Origin of the sequence: Pseudomonas sp. p50(2008) (assembly GCF_015351605.1) — a bacterium.
GTDB lineage: Bacteria > Pseudomonadota > Gammaproteobacteria > Pseudomonadales > Pseudomonadaceae > Aquipseudomonas.
The window spans coordinates 169962-187349 of the sequence record NZ_JACMYF010000005.1; the positions used below are offsets into that span (position 1 = coordinate 169962).

Here is a 17388-nt window from a genome sequence, read left to right on the forward strand (position 1 = left end):
GACAAATTTTTAAAGCCATCGGCGATGAGTGCTGGCAAAGTCTGACATCTTTTTTTCGGTCAAGAGCGTTATGTCCAACTCACACCTGCCCCGCAGCGCATTTTGGCGCGGCGCTGTGGCGATCCTGCCATTATCCCTGGCGACCGCGCCTTGGGGGCTGCTGGCCGGCTCCATGGCGATTGAAGCGAATCTCACTCCTCTGCAAGGCCAGGCGCTGTCCGGCATTGTGTTTGCCGGCGCCGCGCAATTGGTTGCCATTGGCATGCTCAAGGGCGGTGCCGGGATCTTTTCGATTCTGCTGACCACGTTGTTGCTGACGTCGCAACATTTGCTCTACGGCATGAGCCTGCGCTCGGTGATTTCGCCCCTGCCGGGTCGCTGGCGGGTGGGGTTGGGTTTTTTGCTTACCGATGAGCTGTTCGCCCTGACCAGCCAGTATGACAAGCAGCAATTCAACCGCTGGTACGCGCTGGGTGTCGGGCTGACGTTCTACATCGCCTGGAACCTCTTCACGCTGGCCGGCATCGTGCTCGGCAGCAGCATTCCGGGGCTTGAGCATATGGGCCTGGATTTCTCCATCGCGGCGACCTTCATCGCATTGATCACACCCGTGGTGCGCAACGTGCCGACGGTGGCCTGCGTGGCGGTCTCGTTGTTCTGCTCGGTGCTGTTCAGCTACTGGCAATTGGGCTCGGCGCTGGTCCTGGCGGGACTGGCGGGGATGACCACAGGGTTTCTCTGCAACAAATTCTATGTGAGGCAAGCAGCATGATGGTCTGGGCGGTGATTTTCGGGATGGGCGCGTTGGTGTTTCTCAACCGCTACGTGTTTCTCGAGCCACGGCTGCCGGTGCGCCTGAGCAGTAATGTCCGGCAATTCCTGGGGTTCGCTGTGCCCGGCATGTTGACGGCGATCTGCGGGCCGATCGTATTCATGCCCGACAGGCAACTGAACCTGCAGTGGGACAATCCGTACCTGATCAGCTCGTTGGTGGCCGTTGTGCTGGTGATTTACACCCGCAACACGCTGCTGAGCATGTTGTTGAGCATGGCGTTTTTCTTCTTGCTGCGTTGGTGGCTGTGAGCCAGATGCCGGAATGTGTTCTACGCTGAAACCTGATGACTGATCCCTTCAGGAAGAGAGGTGAACATGGCAAATGATCCCAAGCATCCAGGCTCGGATAATGGCGTGAATGAAGACACGGATGAACCAACGGAAGAAGAGATTCAGCGGCAGCGACGTTCTTCGCCGGACTGGAAGCATCCCGACGATGGTAAAGAATTGTCGGACCGCGACAGAGAGTTCCCTCTAAAACCTTGATCAGATCAAAAGATCGTCCGCACGCGGCCCGAGCCTTCGGCATCTCTCACGATCCATGTGAGCCGCCGGAGGCTGCGATCTTTTGATCTTGATCTGCTGATTTTTTGCGGTCACAACGAATAAGCAAACCCTGTCGAGTCGCCTCAAACATCTTCCACAAGCAGCTCGTCAGGGTGAGCCGCTCGATAACCCAACGTCTTGTCGATCCAGGCATTCAGTTCATTGACCATCACCGGATGTTTACCCGGATAGTTGCGCAAGGCGGCGCGCAGGACCGCTTCAATGGCGGGTATTGATTGCAGGTTTCGGGTGTTGATGTATTGCCCGATAAAACAATCGAGTGCATAGCGTTCAGTGGTCGAAAGAAAAACACACTCCAGACCACCAGGTACATTGGTAGATAAATCGTCGCGCAACTTAATTCTCTGCAAGGCTTGAGTTTCAGGGGCTCCTTTTTCGCTTGTTGACTCTTCGGTCAATCAAGCTGAGGCCATGGGAATGGCGGCGCGCATGCTAGCGGCAGTCGTCTCAAATGTATGTATGACAATCGAAATGTCAGACAGGCGGTGGAGGCGGCAAACTGCCACTTTTGCAAGGCAGTGTTTCCTGGATGAAACAGTGAGTGTAACGATTTAACTTATGGGCCTGTCTATACAACTAAGACTGATTCGTTGAAGTGTTCAAGCAACTTTCTCAATTAACGCCGGCCCCTGGTTTCTTGAATTGCCGACGGCTTTGTCCACCTTGTACCACTCGAAAACGTCACTGCTTTCACCTTGCATCAGCGCTATCTGTTCTGCGCGTTCCCTCGGGGTCGCAGGATCAAGCCACTCCCGCGCAAGTTCGGGTGACAATACGATCGGGCGTCGGTCATGGATGTCGAGCATGCCGCCAGCGCTGTCCGCCGTGACAATAACGAATCCGTCATCCGCCCGCGGCTCGGTGCCTCGGCTGGGGAACTGGCCGATGGCGGCGCAGAAAACCGGTTCGCGGTCTTTGCGGCGGATGAGCCAGGGCTGCTTCGTCTTGTCCGTGGCCTCCACCCATTCGAACCAGTTGTCGATCGGCACAATTGCCCGGTGCGGCCAGATCGCCCGAAAGAAAGGTCCATGGGCGACTTTTTCAACACGCGCATTGATCGGCGGCGGGCGATCCTTGGCCCAGTGCGGGCGCCATCCCCAACGAACCGTGTCGGCGTGCAGACCGTCGTCTTCCAGATGCAGCAGGGCGAGTTGGGTGGTAGGCGCGGCGTTGTAGCGGGCCAGCGGCTCATCACCGACGTGATTGATCATCGCGTCTGGAATGCTCAGCGCGGCGACGAAATCGTGAATACCCCGGTACTGCGACAAACGTCCGCACATAGGCCGATCCTCGGGTGGATAGTTTCAGCATAGGTGCAGTTTGTCGCAATGCCGCCGGAGCAGGTCGTGTCAGGCGACCTCGATGCTGAATGTCCCACCGCTATCGCGAGCAGGCTCACTCCTACAGGGTATTCGTGTTGAGCGCAGATCCAGTGTCCAGCGCCGATCAAAATGTAGGAGTGAGCCTGCTCGCGATGGCGCCTTGTCAGGCAACACTCAGAAGTTGATCGAAGCACTCAACCGTGCGGTCAGCGGTGCGCCCTGGAACACATAGTCATCCCCCATGTATTCACCTGCATCGCGCCAATAGCGCTTATCAAACAGGTTGTCCACGCTCAGCCGGAACACCGTCTCATAGCCGTCGATGCGCGTACTGAAGCGACTCCCCACGTTGAAGATCGCATACGCCCCCGTCTCCACTTCACCCACCTGACTGGCGTACTTGCTGGCGCTGTACTGCACGCCGCCCAGCACTGCCAGACCCTCGACCCACGGCAGCGCATAATCCCCATAAAGGCTGGCACGCATCGTCGGCACATTGATCGTCTGGTGGCCTTCATAAGCGGGCGTACCGGTACCGGTCACCCGCGATCGAATCGCCGCAACGCTGGCGCTGATCTGCAGCCGCTGCGTAGCCCAACCGTTGGCCGAGAGTTCCAGCCCGGTGTTTTTCTGTTCGCCCTGTTGGGCAAAGGTAAAGGTGCCGTCGTCATTCGGCCGGGCGTATTGGTAGTCCTGACGAATCTGGAACAGCGCCGCGCCCAGGGTCATGCGCTGCCAGTCGTACTTGATCCCTGCCTCGATCTGCCGGGAAACCGTTGGCGCCAGGATCTCGAACGCGTTGGTAGTGAACCAGGCCGCTTCGCCGCCCAGGGACAGCCCTTTGCTGTAACGGGTATACAACGACAGGTTGTGCACCGGCTTGTAGATCAGCGCGGCCTGGGGCAGGAATTCATACCGCTGGGTATGGCGCGTGGTGTCGCCCTGGCTGTCGAAGGTTTCTTCATCCAGTCGCACTTCGCGTCCGCCCAGCACGGTTTGCCAGCGTTCGTTGAAACTGATCCGGTCATTGAAAAACACTCCGTACTGGCGACTGTCCAGACGGCGGAAGGAATCGTTGAGTGGTCCGTCGTAGCGGGCGAAGTCTTCCGGTTCGCGGTCGATGTTGCCGCTGCCGATCATCACGTTGATCGGGTCGCGTTTATCCACCACCCGGCGAAATGCACTGGTACCAACAGTCAGTTCGTGCCCGAGGCCGGCCGTGTCGAAACGCCCGCTGAGTGTCGCCTGGACCTCGTCATTGCGGCGGGTGTCGTCGGGGCTGCGGAAATCATAGATGTCGTAGTCGCCTTCGGGGCTGAAGTAGTTCGGCACCGCGGCGTCGGCGCAACTGGCGGCGCCGTAGCAGCCCCAGGCGAAAGAACTGTAATCGTCGATCACCACTCGGCTGCGCGACGCGCTGAGGTTGCCTTTCCAGTCGTCGCTGAAACGGTATTCGAAGTTGCCGTTGAGGTTCAGCGCATCGGTGGTGACCGGCCTGGAACCGCTCTGGTGAGCCAGCAGTTTTTTCGGTGAGGCGTGGTGCGGCAGCGTCGTGCCGCCGAGTAGCTGGTAGCCCGGTGCCGAGCGCTGTTCCTTGGTCTGGTATTCCGCGTCCAGTTGCAGGAGCGCGTCAGGGCTGATGTTCCAGTCAAACGCCAGGGAGGCGAAATCCCGCTGGCCGTTGGTGTGTTCGACATACGAATGAATGTCTTCATGGGCGAGGTTGGCGCGCAGTCCGAACTGCTGCTCGCTGCCGAAGAAACCGCCGACATCGGTGGCCAGGTAGCCGCTACCCCGATCGTCTGTCGACACGGTTACCGACTGCACATCGGTGGGCCGTTTGGTCACGTAGTTGACCAGTCCGCCCGGTTCGGAGACGCCACTTTCCAGGCCGGAAAGCCCTTTGAGCAACTCCACCTGTTGTTTGTTTTCCAGCCCGACGTTCTGTTCGCCAGTGATGGTGCGCCCGTTGATCTTGTAGCTACTGGCGGAATTCAACGAGAAGCCGCGCACCACGAAGTTTTCGTAGTAGCCGACCGGCGCGTAGCTCTGGCCGACCGATGCATCGTTGCGCAGCACTTCGCTGAGCAGGCGGGCCTGTTGATCCTTGATCAGGGCGTCGTTGAAAACCGAAATCGACGCCGGCGTGTCAAGCAAGGGGGCGGCATCGAAACCACTGACCGATGCGCTGTCGGCTTGATAGCCGGAGGTGTCTTCGCCGGTGACGGTCAGCGCCGGCAGCTCGGTTTCGGCCGCCAGGGCGGTGTTGGCCGAGAGCAGGCCCAGAGTGAAGCAGTTGAGCGCGAACCGCGGAGCGGACATTCCCTTGTGACGTGTCCGGTAATGCCTGCCCATGAAAACTCCTCGATGAATGACCCGCGCTAAAAGCGCGCCATCATACAGAGGACGTATCGGGATCGGGATGTGTTAGTGCGTCGTCGCATTGCTTTTAAACCAGATAACGCCGAAACCACGCCAGTGTGCGGTCCCACGCCAGCTTCGCCGCCGCCTCGTCGTAGCGGGGTGTCGAGTCGTTATGAAAGCCGTGGTTGGCGCCGGGGTAGATGTACGCCTCGTACGTCTTGCCCCCGGCTTTCAGCGCCTGCTCATACGCGGGCCAGCCCTCATTGATGCGCGTGTCCAGTTCGCCATAGTGAAGCATCACCGGGGCCTTGATCCGGGGCACGTCCTTTGCCTCAGGCTGGCGACCGTAGAAAGACACCGCGGCGCCCAGTTCCGGATAGGCCACGGCGGCCGCATTGGCGACCCCGCCGCCGTAGCAGAAACCGGTGATACCGACTTTCCCGGTGCCCATGTCGTGCTTCATCAGCCACTCGATGGCCGCGAAAAAATCATTCATGAGCTTTTCCGGATCGACCGTGGCTTGCAGCTCGCGCCCCTTGTCATCGTTGCCTGGATAGCCACCCACGGATGTCAGTCCATCGGGGGCGAGGGCGATGAAACCGACCTTGGCCACACGCCGGGCGACGTCTTCGATGTAAGGGTTGAGCCCGCGATTTTCATGCACGACCACCACCGCCGGCACCTTGCCGGTGACCTTCGCCGGTCTGACCTGATAGGCACGAACCTGGCCGTTACCCTTGGGCGAAGGGTAGGTGATGTACTCGGCGAGGATGTCCGGGTCGGTGAATTCCACTTGCTCGGCGAGGGCGTAGTTCGGGCTCAGGGCAGTCAGCAGGGCGCTGGCGGTCAACCCACCGAGGGTAAACAGCGCCGCACGGTCCAGAAATTCGCGCCGATTGATCTTGCCGTGAGCGTAGTAGTCATAGAGTTCGAGCAATTGCGGGGAAAAGTCTTTCGCAGTGAGACGCGTCATCGGTCTACCTCTCTAATAGCGACACTGTACCTGTGGCGAGGGAGCAAGCACCCTCGCCACAGGCCTTCATCGATTGTCAGTGTCCTCCGACGACCATATGGCTGAATGGCGCGACGTACGCCTGCAAGGTTACCAACCCGCCGACCAGAATCGCCAGAACGATCGAGTGGAAAAACACGTAGCGCAGAATTTCCCCTTCATGCCCATACCAGCGCGTTGCCGTGGACGCCACGACGATCGACTGGGCATCGACCATCTTGCCCATGACCCCACCGGAACTGTTGGCTGCGGCCATCAACACCGGACTGATCCCCAGTTGTTCGGCGGTGACGCGCTGCAAGCCACCAAAGAGCACGTTGGACGCCGTGTCCGAGCCCGTCAGCGCCACGCCGAGCCAGCCGAGGAGGGTGCCGAACATCGGGTAGAAAATGCCCGTCGCCGCGAAGGCCAGGCCCATGGTTGCGTCCAGACCGGAATAGCGGGTGAGGTAGCCCAGCGCAAGCATCGCCGCGATGGTGATCAGCGAATAGCGCACCACCCACAACGTTCGCACGTACTGGCTGATCAGCTGCGGGATGGAATAGCCCATCAGCAGCCCGCCGAGGATCGCTGAAAACAGGATCCCGCTCCCGGTCGCCGTGAACCAGTTGAACTTGTAGATCGCCTCCTCGGTTTTTGGTGCAGGCACCACAGGCGGCACCTTCTCGACTTGCTGGTGCAAGGTGGTGAATGTCAGGGCCGGCGAGAAGATCGGGTTCGCTTCGCGCATCGGCTTGCCCTGAGGATCAAGCTTGGCCGATTGGGTGACCGGGTCGATGGCGGGACGGGTGTCGAACATGTTTTTGAAGCCCTGGGTGCCCCAGGCAAACACGAAGACGGTCAGGATGATCCACGGCATCCACGCGCGCATCACGGCGGGCTTGGCGTCGGTGGCAAAGGCTGCGGTGGGTTCGGGCTTCTTGTCATGCTCGGCGTCGATTTTTGAGTTGTCGACACGTCCGGACAGGGCTGCGGAGGTGTGCACCGTGGCGGGTTTCCACACCTTGAGGAACCCGGCCAGGCAGGCCATGGAGATCAGCGCCGCTATCACATCCACCAGCATCGGCCCGTGGTAGTTGGACACGAGGAACTGCGGTACCGCAAAACTGACCCCGGCCACCAGGATCGCCGGCCAGACTTCGAGCATTTTGCGCCAGCCCGCGAACGCCCAGATCAACCAGAACGGCACGAGCACCGAGAAAAACGGTAGCTGCCGGCCAACCATCATCGACAGTTCCATTTCATCCAGCCCGGTGACTTTGGCCAGGGTAATGATCGGCGTGCCGAGCGCCCCGAAGGCGACCGGCGCGGTGTTGGCGATCAACGCCAGGCCGGAAGCGGCGAGGGGCGAAAAGCCCAGGCCGATCAGAATGGCACCGGTGACCGCCACCGGGGTACCGAACCCGGCAGCCCCTTCGAAGAACGCGCCGAAGCAAAACGCGATCAACAGCAGTTGCAGCCGTCGATCATCGGTAATCCGCGCCAGCGAGTCTTGCAGCACCTTGAACGAACCGTTCTCGGTGGTCAGCCGGTGCAGGAAAATAATGTTGAGCACGATCCAGCCAATCGGCAGCAAGCCATTGGCGGCACCGAACAGCGCTGCGGAGCCTGCCATGTTCGCAGGCATGCCGAAGGCAAAAATGGCGATCAGCAAGGCCGATGCCAAGGCAAGCAGTGCAGCGAGATGCGCCTTGATGTGAAAGAAAGCCAGGGACGCCAGCATCACCACGACCGGCACGGCGGCCATGATCGTGGATATGACCGGGTTGTTGAACGGATCGTAGATTTGCTGCCAAACCATGTTCCACCTCTGCTTTTTATTGTTGGACGTGCAGACCCCGAGGGGGCGGTGGCTATGAGTATAGGTGGCATTGCGCCGCTGTCAGGGCGCTGCTTGCAGGCGATTCAGTGAGCCATTTTGGTGCGAAATGGTGAGCTAACATGAGTGCAGGGGAACACCTGACTCGGACTTCAACGACCGGAGGATTGCCGCAATGACTGAACGCCATTTGGACCATAAGGAGACGTTGTCGAACGGATGCACCATCGAGGTAAAAGCGGAAATATTGCGGGACGGCTCGTTGAAGATGTTGATCGGTGTTTACCGGCCGGACGGTTCGGTCATCTTTGAAGACCCCGATCCGAAGCCGCACCTGCTTGATATGGAAGCGGCGCTGGATTGGGGGGTGGATATTGCCAAGGGGATCGGGAACGGGCAGCGGACGTTGTGACCGGACGAACGCCATCGCTGGCAAGCCAGCTCCCACACGTTTTGTGGTTGCCCACAGGACCGGAGTACACCGCAACCCTGTGGGAGCTGGCTTGCCAGCGATGCTGTTAGTGCTTGAACATCACATGCCGAACCACCGTGTAATCCTCCAGCCCATACATCGACATGTCCTTCCCGTAACCGGACAATTTCTGACCGCCATGGGGCATTTCGCTGACGAGCATGAAGTGCGTGTTCACCCAGGTGCAGCCGTACTGCAGGCGCGCTGACAGGCGATGCGCGCGGCCGACGTCCGAGGTCCAGACCGACGACGCCAGGCCGTAGTCCGAATCATTGGCCCAGCCCAGCACCTGCGCTTCGTCGGTGAACTTCGTCACCGACACCACCGGTCCGAACACTTCGCGGCGGACGATCTCGTCATCCTGCTGCGCATCCGCCAGCACCGTCGGTTCAAAGAAGAACCCGTTGCCTTCTACAGCCTTGCCGCCGGTGATCAAACGGATGTGCGACTGCGCCACGGCGCGCTCGACGAACCCGGCCACGCGGTCGCGGTGTTGCGCGGTGATCAGCGGCCCCAGCTCGGTTGACGGATCGTCCTGCAAGCCGTACTTGATGCTGCTCACGGCCTCACCGAGCTTCTCGACGAATTTCTCGTAGATGCCGGCCTGGGCGTAGATGCGGCACGCGGCGGTGCAATCCTGGCCGGCGTTGTAGAAACCGAAAGTACGAATGCCTTCCACGGCGGCGTCGATGTCGGCGTCGTCGAAGATGATCACCGGGGCTTTGCCACCCAGTTCCATGTGCATGCGTTTGACGCTGTCGGCGGTGCTGGAAATGATGTTCGAACCGGTGGCGATCGAACCGGTCAGCGACACCATGCGCACTTTCGGGTGGGTAACCAGCGGGCTGCCCACGGTAGGACCCCGGCCAAACACCAGATTGAGTACGCCGGCCGGGAAAATGTCCGACGCCAGTTCGGCCAGGCGTAATGCTGTCAACGGGGTTTGTTCCGACGGCTTGAGCACCACGGTATTACCCGCTGCGAGGGCCGGGGCGATTTTCCAGGCAACCATCATCAGCGGGTAGTTCCACGGCGCGATGGAGGCGATCACACCCACCGGATCGCGGCGGATCATCGAGGTGTGGCCGGGCAGGTATTCGCCACCCGCCGAACCGCTCATGCAGCGGCTGGCGCCGGCGAAGAAGCGGAACACGTCGGCAATCGCCGGGATCTCGTCGTTCAGCGCCGCGCTGTAGGGCTTGCCGCAGTTGTCCGATTCCAGCCTGGCCAGTTCTTCGCCGTGGGCTTCGATGGCGTCGGCGAGTTTGAGCAGCAGCAACGAGCGGTCTTTCGGCGGCGTTTGCGACCAGCTGTCGAACGCGGCATCGGCGGCGCGCACGGCGGCGTCGACCTGGGCTTCGCTGGCTTCGTTGATCTCCACCAGAACGCGGCCGAGCGCCGGGTTGAACACGGCTTGGGCGGGGCCTTCGCCATCGATCAGCTGGCCGTTGATCAGGAGTTTGGTTTGCATGGGATTGTCCTCACTAACAATTTTATTCTTCTGCCTGAACGAGATCTAAATGTAGGAGTGAGCCTGCTCGCGATAGCGGCCGGACAGTCGACTTCACTGTTGAATGACAGTCCGCCATCGCGAGCAGGCTCACTCCTACAGAGATTCGGTTTCTACAGGGATTTATGTGTCTTCAAATCGTCGGTCTATTGACCGCCGCACCGGACACATCAGCTGCCTTGACCTGCGGTTTCGAAAACTTCCACGCATCACCAGCCGGTGCCGTGCCCTTGTCGTAGGGCTTGCCCAGCAGCATGTAGACAAGACCCGCGCCCATCACCACCAGCGTGGTCAGGATCATTGCGTAGTTGATGTACCAAGGGGCATCCGGCGAGCGGGGCCAGACCATATTGACGATTGCGCACAGGCCATACACCAGCGCGGCCAGGTTCACCCACAGGCCCCACGCCCCGAGGGTAAATTGACCGTTCGGGCGCCAGCCCTTGGCGCGGGCGATCAGGGCAGCGATGACGATCAACTGGAAGGCGACGTAGATGCCGATGGCCGCGAAGCCGACGATGGTCGCCACGGCATCGGCCATGAATATTCCCAGGCAAACAATGGCCGCAGGCACCAGGCCGCTGATGATCAAGGCGAACGATGGCACGTGGTTGCCCGACAGGCGTTTGAGCAGCGAACTGCCAATGATCATTTCGTCGCGGGCGTAGGCGAACAACAGACGGCTGGCCGCCGCTTGCAAGCTCAACACACAGGAGATGAACGACACCATGACCACCGCCATCACCAGGCGCGATCCGACCGGGCCGAAGGCATTGGCCAGGATGGTGGCGACCGGATCGGTGTCTTCGCCAGCGAGCACCTTGGCCATGTCCGGCACTGACAGGATCAGCGCCAGGCACGCGAACATCGCTGCCGCACCACCAATGTAGATGGTCATGCGCATGGCTTTGGGAATGCGCTTGCCGGGGTTCGGGGTTTCTTCGGCGACATCGCCGCAGGCCTCGAACCCGTAGTACTGGAACAGGCCGGCCAGGGACGCCGCGAGGAAGGCCGGCAAATACGAGCCGTTGACCTGCAGGTTGAAGGTGTCGAACAGCACGCTGAAGGGTTGATGACGCTCGAAGATCAGCAGGTAGCCACCGACGAGAATCGCCCCGACCAGCTCACAGAGAAAACCGAACATCGCCACCCGCGCCAGCAGTTTGGTGCCAACCAGGTTCAGCGCGGTCGACAGCAGGATGATGCTCAAGGCGATGTAGATGTTGGCTTCGGGGCCAGGGTTGAAGCCGAGCATAATGGCCAGATACGGTCCGGCGCCCATGGCAACCCCGGCGATGGTTGCGCACAAGGCCCAGGCATACACCCAGCCGACCATCCACGCCCAGCGCTTGCCGACCAGCCGACGCGCCCACGGATAGACACCGCCGGAAATCGGAAACTGCGAGACGATTTCACCAAAGATCACGCACACCAGCAGCTGGCCGGCGCCGATCAGCAGGTAGGACCAGAACATCGGTGGACCGCCAGCGGCCAGGCACAACCCGAACAACGTGTACACGCCGACGACCGGCGACAAATAGGTAAAGCCCAGGGAAAAGTTCTCCCACAGGCTCATGCTTCGATTGAAATCCGAACTGTAGCCGAGGGCGCGGAGCTGTTCCGCATCCTGATCGGCACTGACGCTTGCACGCGTGTTGGATGAGCCACTCATGTTATTTCCTCATTATCAATGGCAGTGGATTAGTGCTGGCGGGTGATCCCGAGCTTGTTGTTGTTGTTGTTGTTGTTGTCATGCACACACGGACCCGTTCGCTGGCGAAACCTGTGGCGAGGGGATTCATCCCCGTTCGGCTGCGCAGCAGTCGTAAAGATCTGGGACCGCTGCGCGACCCAACGGGGCGGTGCGACGTTCGCTAAATCCCCTCGCCACGACGCAGGCTTCGCCAGCTGCTACAGGTTTATTGATTTACGCCTGCTTTTTGATTTCGCTGTCACGCCCGTCGTCGTACTGCGACAGCCATTCAACAGCCGCATCGCGGTAGCGGCTGAAGCCCTTGTAATCGACCAGCTGCTGGTTCAGGTCCCGCAGGACCCGATGCATGCGCCGCGCCCACGCCGGGTTGGTGGCGATGTCTTCCAGGCTCAGCAGATAGGTACGAATCGGGAACACGATGGCGTTGCTGCGCGGCAATCGATGCAGCGGCTGCAACTCGATGCGCAGGTAAACCAGCTTGCCGGCGTTTTCAGCGGTCACGATGGTGCGGTCCGGTGCCCACTCCGGCAGGCTTTCGGCCGAGACTTCAAGGCGCGGATTGACCGTCAGCGACCAGTTCAGGCGACGCACCGGGTGCCCGGTACGCAAGCGCAGCAGAAATTTGAGCGCGCGATCGAGCATGCCGATTTCCTTCACCAGCGGCACCGGTCCGTGGAACTCTTCCCAACTCATGCCCAGGTTGAAACGCAGGGAGTAATCGGCGCGTTGGGTGGCGATTCCGGCGCCCCAATAGAGCGTGCCGTCGCGTTCTTCCTGCAGCACCCAATCCCCCTGAGCCTGGCGCGTTACGTATTCCATCGGCTCATAGGGCAGGGTGGCCGGATCGCCAAAGGTGAAACGATCGTCGATGTCCAGCAGGCGGTTGATCCAGTGCCACTGACGACCTTCGCGCGCCAGGCTGAAGTACTGCGGATAGTCGCGGGCGTAGGACTCCATGATCAATTCGAGCAAGTCCCATTGCGCCTCCATCATGTGGGGCGCCGAGACGTAATGCATGCCCGGGTCTTTTTCCAGGGTGATCGCGCGGTCCTTGCACTCGCTGATGTAATGCTCGTCGATATCGAATGCGGCCCTGAACGCACCGTCACCTACCGGGACATGCGGCTCCAGGTTCATCGAGTACATGTAGTCGTCATCGGGGAACGGGAAGGGTGCGCGGGCGATGGTCTCCGGGCTGTTGGCGAAGGTGTAGTCGTCGCGGTAGGTTTCGTCGGGATTGAATTTTATGTTCATTGTTTTTTTCTCCGTCGATCAGAGGTCGATGACCAGGCGATTGCACTTGGCGCGGGATACGCAGGGCATGATTTTCTTGCGGCTGGTTTTGTCTTCATCGGACAGCCAGTCATCGCTGTGCAGCAGCTCTCCATCGAGCTCGAGTACCTCGGTTTCGCAATGACCACAGGCGCCGCCGCGACACAGGTAGGGCATGGTGTAGCCGGCAGCTTCCACCGCTTCGAGCATGGTCTGGTCGGGCGAGACTTCGATGGTTGCGCCGCTGCGGCCCAGGGTGAAACTGAAGGCTTCACCGCCGCTGCTTTGTTCGAGGAAGCGCTCGAAGTGCACATGGCTGTCGGTCCAGCCCAGATCCCTGGCGCACACCAGCGTGGCGTCGATCATGCTGTCCGGACCGCACACGTACACGTGGCTGCCCAGCGGGCGGTCCGCCAGGACCCGGCCGATCTCCATGCGCGCATCGACACCCTTGCGGTACAGATGAACCTGGGCGCCATAAGTGGCCTGCAACTCCTTGCCGAGTTGCGCATGTTCTTCACCGCGCACGGCGTAATGCAGCTCGAAAGGCACCTTGCTCAGGCGTAACTCTTCGAGCTGGGAAATCACCGGCGTGATACCGACGCCGCCGGCAATGAAAATGTGCAGCCGCGCCTGCTTGATCAGCGGGAACAGGTTGACCGGTGGCGTGACCTCGATCAGGTCCCCTTCACTGACATCGTCGTGCATCGATACCGACCCGCCACGGCCGCTGTCCACCCGGCGCACGGCGATCTGATAACTGCTGGTGTCGTAGGGTGAACTCAGCAGCGAGTAAGGATTGCGCAGTGTGTTGTGCGGGTTGGAAATCAGCACCACCACGTGGCTGCCGCCGGAGAAGGCCGGCAAGTGCGCACCGGTTGGCGATACCAGGGTGAAGCGTTTGATTTCCGGCGTCACCGCTTCGATGCGGGCAACCCGCAGGTTCAACGTCCCATTGTTCTGGCTCATGTATCGAGCTCCTCGGCTTCGGGCAATTCACCCGGGACTTCGGCATCGGCCTTGACCGCCTGAAAGGCCGCCAGACGCCGGGAATAGTGATCGCGCACCACCAGCGTGACGCCGCAACCGGGGCAGTCGTAAACGCGTTGGGTGACGTTTTCGGTGTAGGTGTCGCAGTGCACGCACCAGACCCGGCGCACCAGTGTCCCGGAGTGCTCGCGCAAGACTTCGTCGCGGTTGAGGTCGAAATGCGTGGCCACTTGCATGGCGCTGCCCAGGAAACTTTCCGAGCCAGCGAGGTACAGACGAGTACCCATGCGCGCATCGCCGAGCAAACTTTTGAGCTCGTCGATCAGCGCCTGATTGGTCGCGTGCAGGTGAAGGGGGTGTTGTGGGTGCTGCTGCAATTGGGCGAGGAAATCCTGGCCGGAAAAAGACTCCTGGGAGTACAGCAAGGTGATGGGGCTGTTCTGCCCGTTCATGTCAGCTAACAGGCGCAACATGGCGCGACCGCCGCTGCCTTGCCCGGCAATGATGTGCCGGATACCTCCTGGCAGCGGTTGCAACCGGTCATAGACGGGTCGGCTTTTGATCCCGGTAATCAACATTTTTATTATTCCTCCTGGCTACCGGCTCGGCTTTAGGAAGCCGGCCCTGATGCAATGCCCAGCGATGGTGGGTTGCAGATAGCAGGAGCACAGGTCGTGCCAATTGACTAAGTTGTTGTAAATAAAGGTGTTTTCGTTCTTGTGGCAGAAACGGACAGGCAAAAGTAACTAGATATGTATGCGTTTTTGCAGCGGTAGAATGGCAACACACAGACCCTTGGGTGGGATCGCTGTGGAGCGCCTCCTACACAGCTGCTACATAGCTTCTACAGGGAGGGCGTTACTCGTCGCGCTGGAGCTTGCGGATCAACGTGCCGATGTCGATCCCCAGGTGCTGCGCAGCTTTGCGCTTGCTGCCACACAAATGCACCGCTTTGAGAATGATCTGCCGTTCAAATTGCTGCACCTGAAGCTTCAGATTCTGCTCCGGGTCATCCTGCGAAATATCGTCCGTGACCCGCGTTTTCAATGGCTCCTGCACAGTTCCCGTTTCCAGCAATTCGGCAGGCAGGTGATGCTCTTGCGCTTCATCGTCGGCGAGGACCGCCAGGCGTTCGAAAATGTTTACCAGTTCACGGATATTGCCGGGGTAGTCATAGCTCATCAGCCGCTTGCGGCAGCCGGCAGACAGACTCAACGACGGCTCGCGATCGCCATTGATGCGGCTGAGCAAGATGTCGATGAGAAAGGGCAGGTCGTCCCGGTGCTGGCGCAGTGGCGGGATTTCTACCGGCAGGACGGCCAGGCGATAGTAGAGATCGGCGCGAAATTCGCCGACGCTCACAAGATGACGCAGGTCCTTGTTAGTGGCCGCTATCACCTGTACCTGAACGGTTTTGCTCAGGGGCGAGCCGACTGACTGAATGGTGCTGTCTTCAAGAAACTTCAACAGCTTGGCCTGGACATGCAGCGGAATTTCACCGATCTCGTCGAGGAACAACGTCCCGCCCGCAGCGGCCTCGATGTAGCCTTGCTTGCCGCCCGCCAGTGCGCCAGTGAAGGCGCCGCGTTCATAGCCGAACATCTCCGACTCGAACAGGCTTTCCGGGATGCTCCCGCAATTGACGTGGATGAACGGCCGATCACCCCAGCCGGCCGCGCGGTGGATATGCCGCGCGATGGCGGTTTTGCCGACACCCGGCTCACCGAGCAACAGCAACCGTGCGCGACGCCGAAAGGCCCGCACGCCCGTATCGGCAATGCTCGATAACTGCGGTGAAAGATGCAGCGCGTTGTCCTGTGGATCACGCAGGCCCTGGGGTTCCACGGGGCGGGCACCCAGCGATGCGCGACGTTGCGGTTGGCTGCCGTCGAAGTCTTTCTGGGTCAGCATCCTGAACGGTTTTTCATACGCCCCGGTGGGTATGGCGTGGGTGCTGCTGAGCATCACCCGGCCTTCCCGGGAGCGGGTCAAGGCATTGTTGCCGCCGCGATTCAGCGCGGCCTGCAAGTCGTCGTAGTTCAACGCCGAACGCTGGAAGAATTCACTTTCGGACAGCCCGATGGCCTGCTGCTTCGAGAGGCGGTTGACCCGCTCGGCGGCCAGGTTGAGAAAACGCACACGACCCTCGCCATCCGTCACGATCAGCGCTTCGCTGAAGCTGTCGAGCAGGGCATGCAGCGCCGGGGTTTCCAGCAGCGCCGCGAGCACTTCACTGCTGACGTTGACTGAAGAGCGCATGCCCATCTGCAAGGTAGGCGGCAGGTTGGAGTCTTTCATGGGTGCAACTCTTGGGCGTGCAGCACACCTTGTCGTTCACGAAACACCGCGACGCGCCAGGCCACGCCTTCACGAATCTGAATGCGCGAACAATGCACGTCGAAGTCCGGCTCGCGGCCACTCAGGTCGGGCAGCGGCAAGCGGTGCCAGGTGCGCTCGGGCAGGGCATTGTCCAGCAGGAGGCGAGCGATGCCGGCGCCATTGGTAATGCCGAAGGTCTCTTCAAACGCTGCGTTGCGCCATTGCGGTTGCAGGTGCTCATCGATCACCAGCACGGCGTCCGGTACAGCGTCGAAGACCCTTCGCAAGGCGTCGATACGCTGCTCGGCGTCGTGTTGCATGCGCAGTTCCTGACTGACGTCGCGGATGCTGCCCCACATGCGTAACAGGTGCCCGTTGACGATGGTGGCCCGAACATCGTTCTCGACATAGGCGGGTGAACCATCGTGGCGACGGTCCACGGACAGCGCGCAGTCGACGCTGAAACCGGCTTCGATCAGGCGTCGCACGAACTCTTCGTTGGCCGGGCTGCGTGGCCAGTAAAGGCGAACCGGTTGCTGGTTGAAATCAACATCGGACGGCATCTCGTAGACATCGGCCATCGCCCGGTTGCACAGACGCCAGTGCGAGTCGTTTTCGAAGACCTGGCGAACGATTTCATCCGGCGAGTTGTTGATGTCCACCGCCTCGGCAAACTCGATGCACCAGTAAGCGACTTTGGCGCTTTGCAGCATCTGGCTCATCACTTCGTTGGCGTTGTGCATTTCCCGCACGCGATGGCCCAGCGCACCGAGGGCAATGTTCAGCAAATGCAGGCGCGCCGTTTGAACCGAACGCCATTCCAGCAGGCCGCTGGCGATCACGTGCAGCAACCCGCCGTTGTGGCGAATGAGGGTCAGTTCCAGGCTGTGGACCTGTTCGTCGGCGGGTGGATTGGCAAACAGCAGGCGCAAGGCACGCACAGACTCGACGCTGTAGAAGCGTTCGATCGGCTGGCTCAATGATTCTTCAGGCGCATAGCCCAATTGATCGCTCAAGCTCTCGGACAGGCTGACGAGTAACCCGTCGGCACTCAGGGTGCTGGTAAGCGGCGGGGCCTTCTGGGCCAGGAAATCAAGAGTATCCATCGGTCAATCGGCTCTGGTTGGCTCGGGGGGACCTGACTGTGAATGCTCAGGTGATCAATACAGGGCACATCCCATGCCATGCGCCGC

The 17388-nt window shown here is 60.4% G+C and carries 16 protein-coding genes; 4 read left to right on the plus strand and 12 right to left on the minus strand.

Annotated elements, in window-relative coordinates; translation table 11 throughout:
* Positions 1–70 precede the first annotated feature (70 nt).
* The 3 genes from H7698_RS15575 (at position 71) to H7698_RS15585 (ending at position 1320) form a co-directional block, all read left to right on the plus strand.
* A complete protein-coding gene (locus H7698_RS15575; protein WP_194691996.1) occupies positions 71–772 on the plus strand; it encodes an AzlC family ABC transporter permease in 702 nt (233 codons plus the stop codon).
* Positions 772–1083: an AzlD domain-containing protein gene (locus H7698_RS15580; RefSeq protein ID WP_194692226.1), complete on the plus strand. Its 312-nt coding sequence runs from the start codon at positions 772–774 to the stop codon at positions 1081–1083. The genes H7698_RS15575 and H7698_RS15580 overlap by 1 nt, the downstream gene beginning before the upstream one ends.
* Positions 1084–1149: 66 nt before the next feature.
* Positions 1150–1320: a hypothetical protein gene (locus tag H7698_RS15585; RefSeq protein ID WP_178114319.1), complete on the plus strand. Its 171-nt coding sequence runs from the start codon at positions 1150–1152 to the stop codon at positions 1318–1320.
* A gap of 143 nt (positions 1321–1463) precedes the next feature.
* On the opposite strand, the gene H7698_RS15590 is transcribed toward H7698_RS15585, so the two are convergent.
* The 5 genes from H7698_RS15590 to H7698_RS15610 all read right to left on the minus strand — a co-directional run bounded on the left by H7698_RS15590 (position 1464) and on the right by H7698_RS15610 (position 7900).
* Positions 1464–1736, minus strand: a complete 273-nt coding sequence (locus H7698_RS15590; RefSeq protein ID WP_194692227.1) for a hypothetical protein — start codon at positions 1734–1736, stop codon at positions 1464–1466.
* Positions 1737–2000: 264 nt separating this feature from the next.
* Positions 2001–2681 (minus strand): SOS response-associated peptidase family protein, encoded by a 681-nt coding sequence (locus tag H7698_RS15595; RefSeq protein WP_194691997.1) that lies wholly within the window; start codon positions 2679–2681, stop codon positions 2001–2003.
* A 216-nt stretch (positions 2682–2897) separates the two neighbouring features.
* Positions 2898–5078 (minus strand): TonB-dependent siderophore receptor, encoded by a 2181-nt coding sequence (locus H7698_RS15600; protein ID WP_194691998.1) that lies wholly within the window; start codon positions 5076–5078, stop codon positions 2898–2900.
* Between the two features lie 94 nt (positions 5079–5172).
* The gene (gene yghX / locus H7698_RS15605) at positions 5173–6060 is read right to left on the minus strand and encodes a YghX family hydrolase (RefSeq protein ID WP_194691999.1); all 888 of its coding nucleotides are present in this window, start codon (positions 6058–6060) and stop codon (positions 5173–5175) included.
* A gap of 76 nt (positions 6061–6136) precedes the next feature.
* Positions 6137–7900, minus strand: coding sequence for an L-lactate permease (locus tag H7698_RS15610; protein ID WP_194692000.1), 1764 nt, complete (start codon positions 7898–7900; stop codon positions 6137–6139).
* A 193-nt stretch (positions 7901–8093) separates the two neighbouring features.
* Here H7698_RS15610 and H7698_RS15615 point away from each other — a divergent pair, with 193 nt between their 5' ends.
* The gene (locus tag H7698_RS15615) at positions 8094–8330 is read left to right on the plus strand and encodes a hypothetical protein (RefSeq protein ID WP_162439222.1); all 237 of its coding nucleotides are present in this window, start codon (positions 8094–8096) and stop codon (positions 8328–8330) included.
* A 106-nt stretch (positions 8331–8436) separates the two neighbouring features.
* On the opposite strand, the gene H7698_RS15620 is transcribed toward H7698_RS15615, so the two are convergent.
* From H7698_RS15620 to H7698_RS15650, 7 genes are all read right to left on the minus strand, one after another.
* Positions 8437–9861 (minus strand): gamma-aminobutyraldehyde dehydrogenase, encoded by a 1425-nt coding sequence (locus tag H7698_RS15620; protein WP_194692001.1) that lies wholly within the window; start codon positions 9859–9861, stop codon positions 8437–8439.
* Between the two features lie 172 nt (positions 9862–10033).
* A complete protein-coding gene (locus tag H7698_RS15625) occupies positions 10034–11572 on the minus strand; it encodes an APC family permease (RefSeq protein ID WP_194692002.1) in 1539 nt (512 codons plus the stop codon).
* A 255-nt stretch (positions 11573–11827) separates the two neighbouring features.
* Positions 11828–12868 (minus strand): heme-dependent oxidative N-demethylase family protein, encoded by a 1041-nt coding sequence (locus tag H7698_RS15630; RefSeq protein WP_162440915.1) that lies wholly within the window; start codon positions 12866–12868, stop codon positions 11828–11830.
* An 18-nt stretch (positions 12869–12886) separates the two neighbouring features.
* Positions 12887–13855, minus strand: a complete 969-nt coding sequence (locus H7698_RS15635; RefSeq protein ID WP_194692003.1) for a PDR/VanB family oxidoreductase — start codon at positions 13853–13855, stop codon at positions 12887–12889.
* Complete coding sequence (locus H7698_RS15640; RefSeq protein ID WP_162440917.1) at positions 13852–14454, minus strand: dimethylamine monooxygenase subunit DmmA family protein; 603 nt, start codon at positions 14452–14454, stop codon at positions 13852–13854. Before H7698_RS15640 ends, H7698_RS15635 begins: the two co-directional genes overlap by 4 nt.
* 280 nt (positions 14455–14734) lie before the next feature.
* Positions 14735–16174 (minus strand): sigma-54 interaction domain-containing protein, encoded by a 1440-nt coding sequence (locus H7698_RS15645; RefSeq protein WP_194692004.1) that lies wholly within the window; start codon positions 16172–16174, stop codon positions 14735–14737.
* Complete coding sequence (locus tag H7698_RS15650; RefSeq protein WP_194692005.1) at positions 16171–17301, minus strand: PAS domain-containing protein; 1131 nt, start codon at positions 17299–17301, stop codon at positions 16171–16173. Before H7698_RS15650 ends, H7698_RS15645 begins: the two co-directional genes overlap by 4 nt.
* Positions 17302–17388: the final 87 nt, after the last annotated feature.

What these genes read in the sequence shown, in the direction of transcription:
- H7698_RS15620 (WP_194692001.1), bottom strand. Translation starts at nt 9,861, where the DNA reads ATGCAAACCAAACTCCTGATCAACGGCCAGCTGATCGATGGCGAAGGC.
- H7698_RS15575 (WP_194691996.1), top strand. Translation starts at nt 71, where the DNA reads ATGTCCAACTCACACCTGCCCCGCAGCGCATTTTGGCGCGGCGCTGTG.
- H7698_RS15610 (WP_194692000.1), bottom strand. Translation starts at nt 7,900, where the DNA reads ATGGTTTGGCAGCAAATCTACGATCCGTTCAACAACCCGGTCATATCC.
- H7698_RS15650 (WP_194692005.1), bottom strand. Translation starts at nt 17,301, where the DNA reads ATGGATACTCTTGATTTCCTGGCCCAGAAGGCCCCGCCGCTTACCAGC.
- H7698_RS15580 (WP_194692226.1), top strand. Translation starts at nt 772, where the DNA reads ATGGTCTGGGCGGTGATTTTCGGGATGGGCGCGTTGGTGTTTCTCAAC.
- yghX (WP_194691999.1), bottom strand. Translation starts at nt 6,060, where the DNA reads ATGACGCGTCTCACTGCGAAAGACTTTTCCCCGCAATTGCTCGAACTC.
- H7698_RS15595 (WP_194691997.1), bottom strand. Translation starts at nt 2,681, where the DNA reads ATGTGCGGACGTTTGTCGCAGTACCGGGGTATTCACGATTTCGTCGCC.
- H7698_RS15640 (WP_162440917.1), bottom strand. Translation starts at nt 14,454, where the DNA reads ATGTTGATTACCGGGATCAAAAGCCGACCCGTCTATGACCGGTTGCAA.
- H7698_RS15635 (WP_194692003.1), bottom strand. Translation starts at nt 13,855, where the DNA reads ATGAGCCAGAACAATGGGACGTTGAACCTGCGGGTTGCCCGCATCGAA.
- H7698_RS15600 (WP_194691998.1), bottom strand. Translation starts at nt 5,078, where the DNA reads ATGGGCAGGCATTACCGGACACGTCACAAGGGAATGTCCGCTCCGCGG.
- H7698_RS15645 (WP_194692004.1), bottom strand. Translation starts at nt 16,174, where the DNA reads ATGAAAGACTCCAACCTGCCGCCTACCTTGCAGATGGGCATGCGCTCT.
- H7698_RS15615 (WP_162439222.1), top strand. Translation starts at nt 8,094, where the DNA reads ATGACTGAACGCCATTTGGACCATAAGGAGACGTTGTCGAACGGATGC.
- H7698_RS15625 (WP_194692002.1), bottom strand. Translation starts at nt 11,572, where the DNA reads ATGAGTGGCTCATCCAACACGCGTGCAAGCGTCAGTGCCGATCAGGAT.
- H7698_RS15585 (WP_178114319.1), top strand. Translation starts at nt 1,150, where the DNA reads ATGGCAAATGATCCCAAGCATCCAGGCTCGGATAATGGCGTGAATGAA.
- H7698_RS15630 (WP_162440915.1), bottom strand. Translation starts at nt 12,868, where the DNA reads ATGAACATAAAATTCAATCCCGACGAAACCTACCGCGACGACTACACC.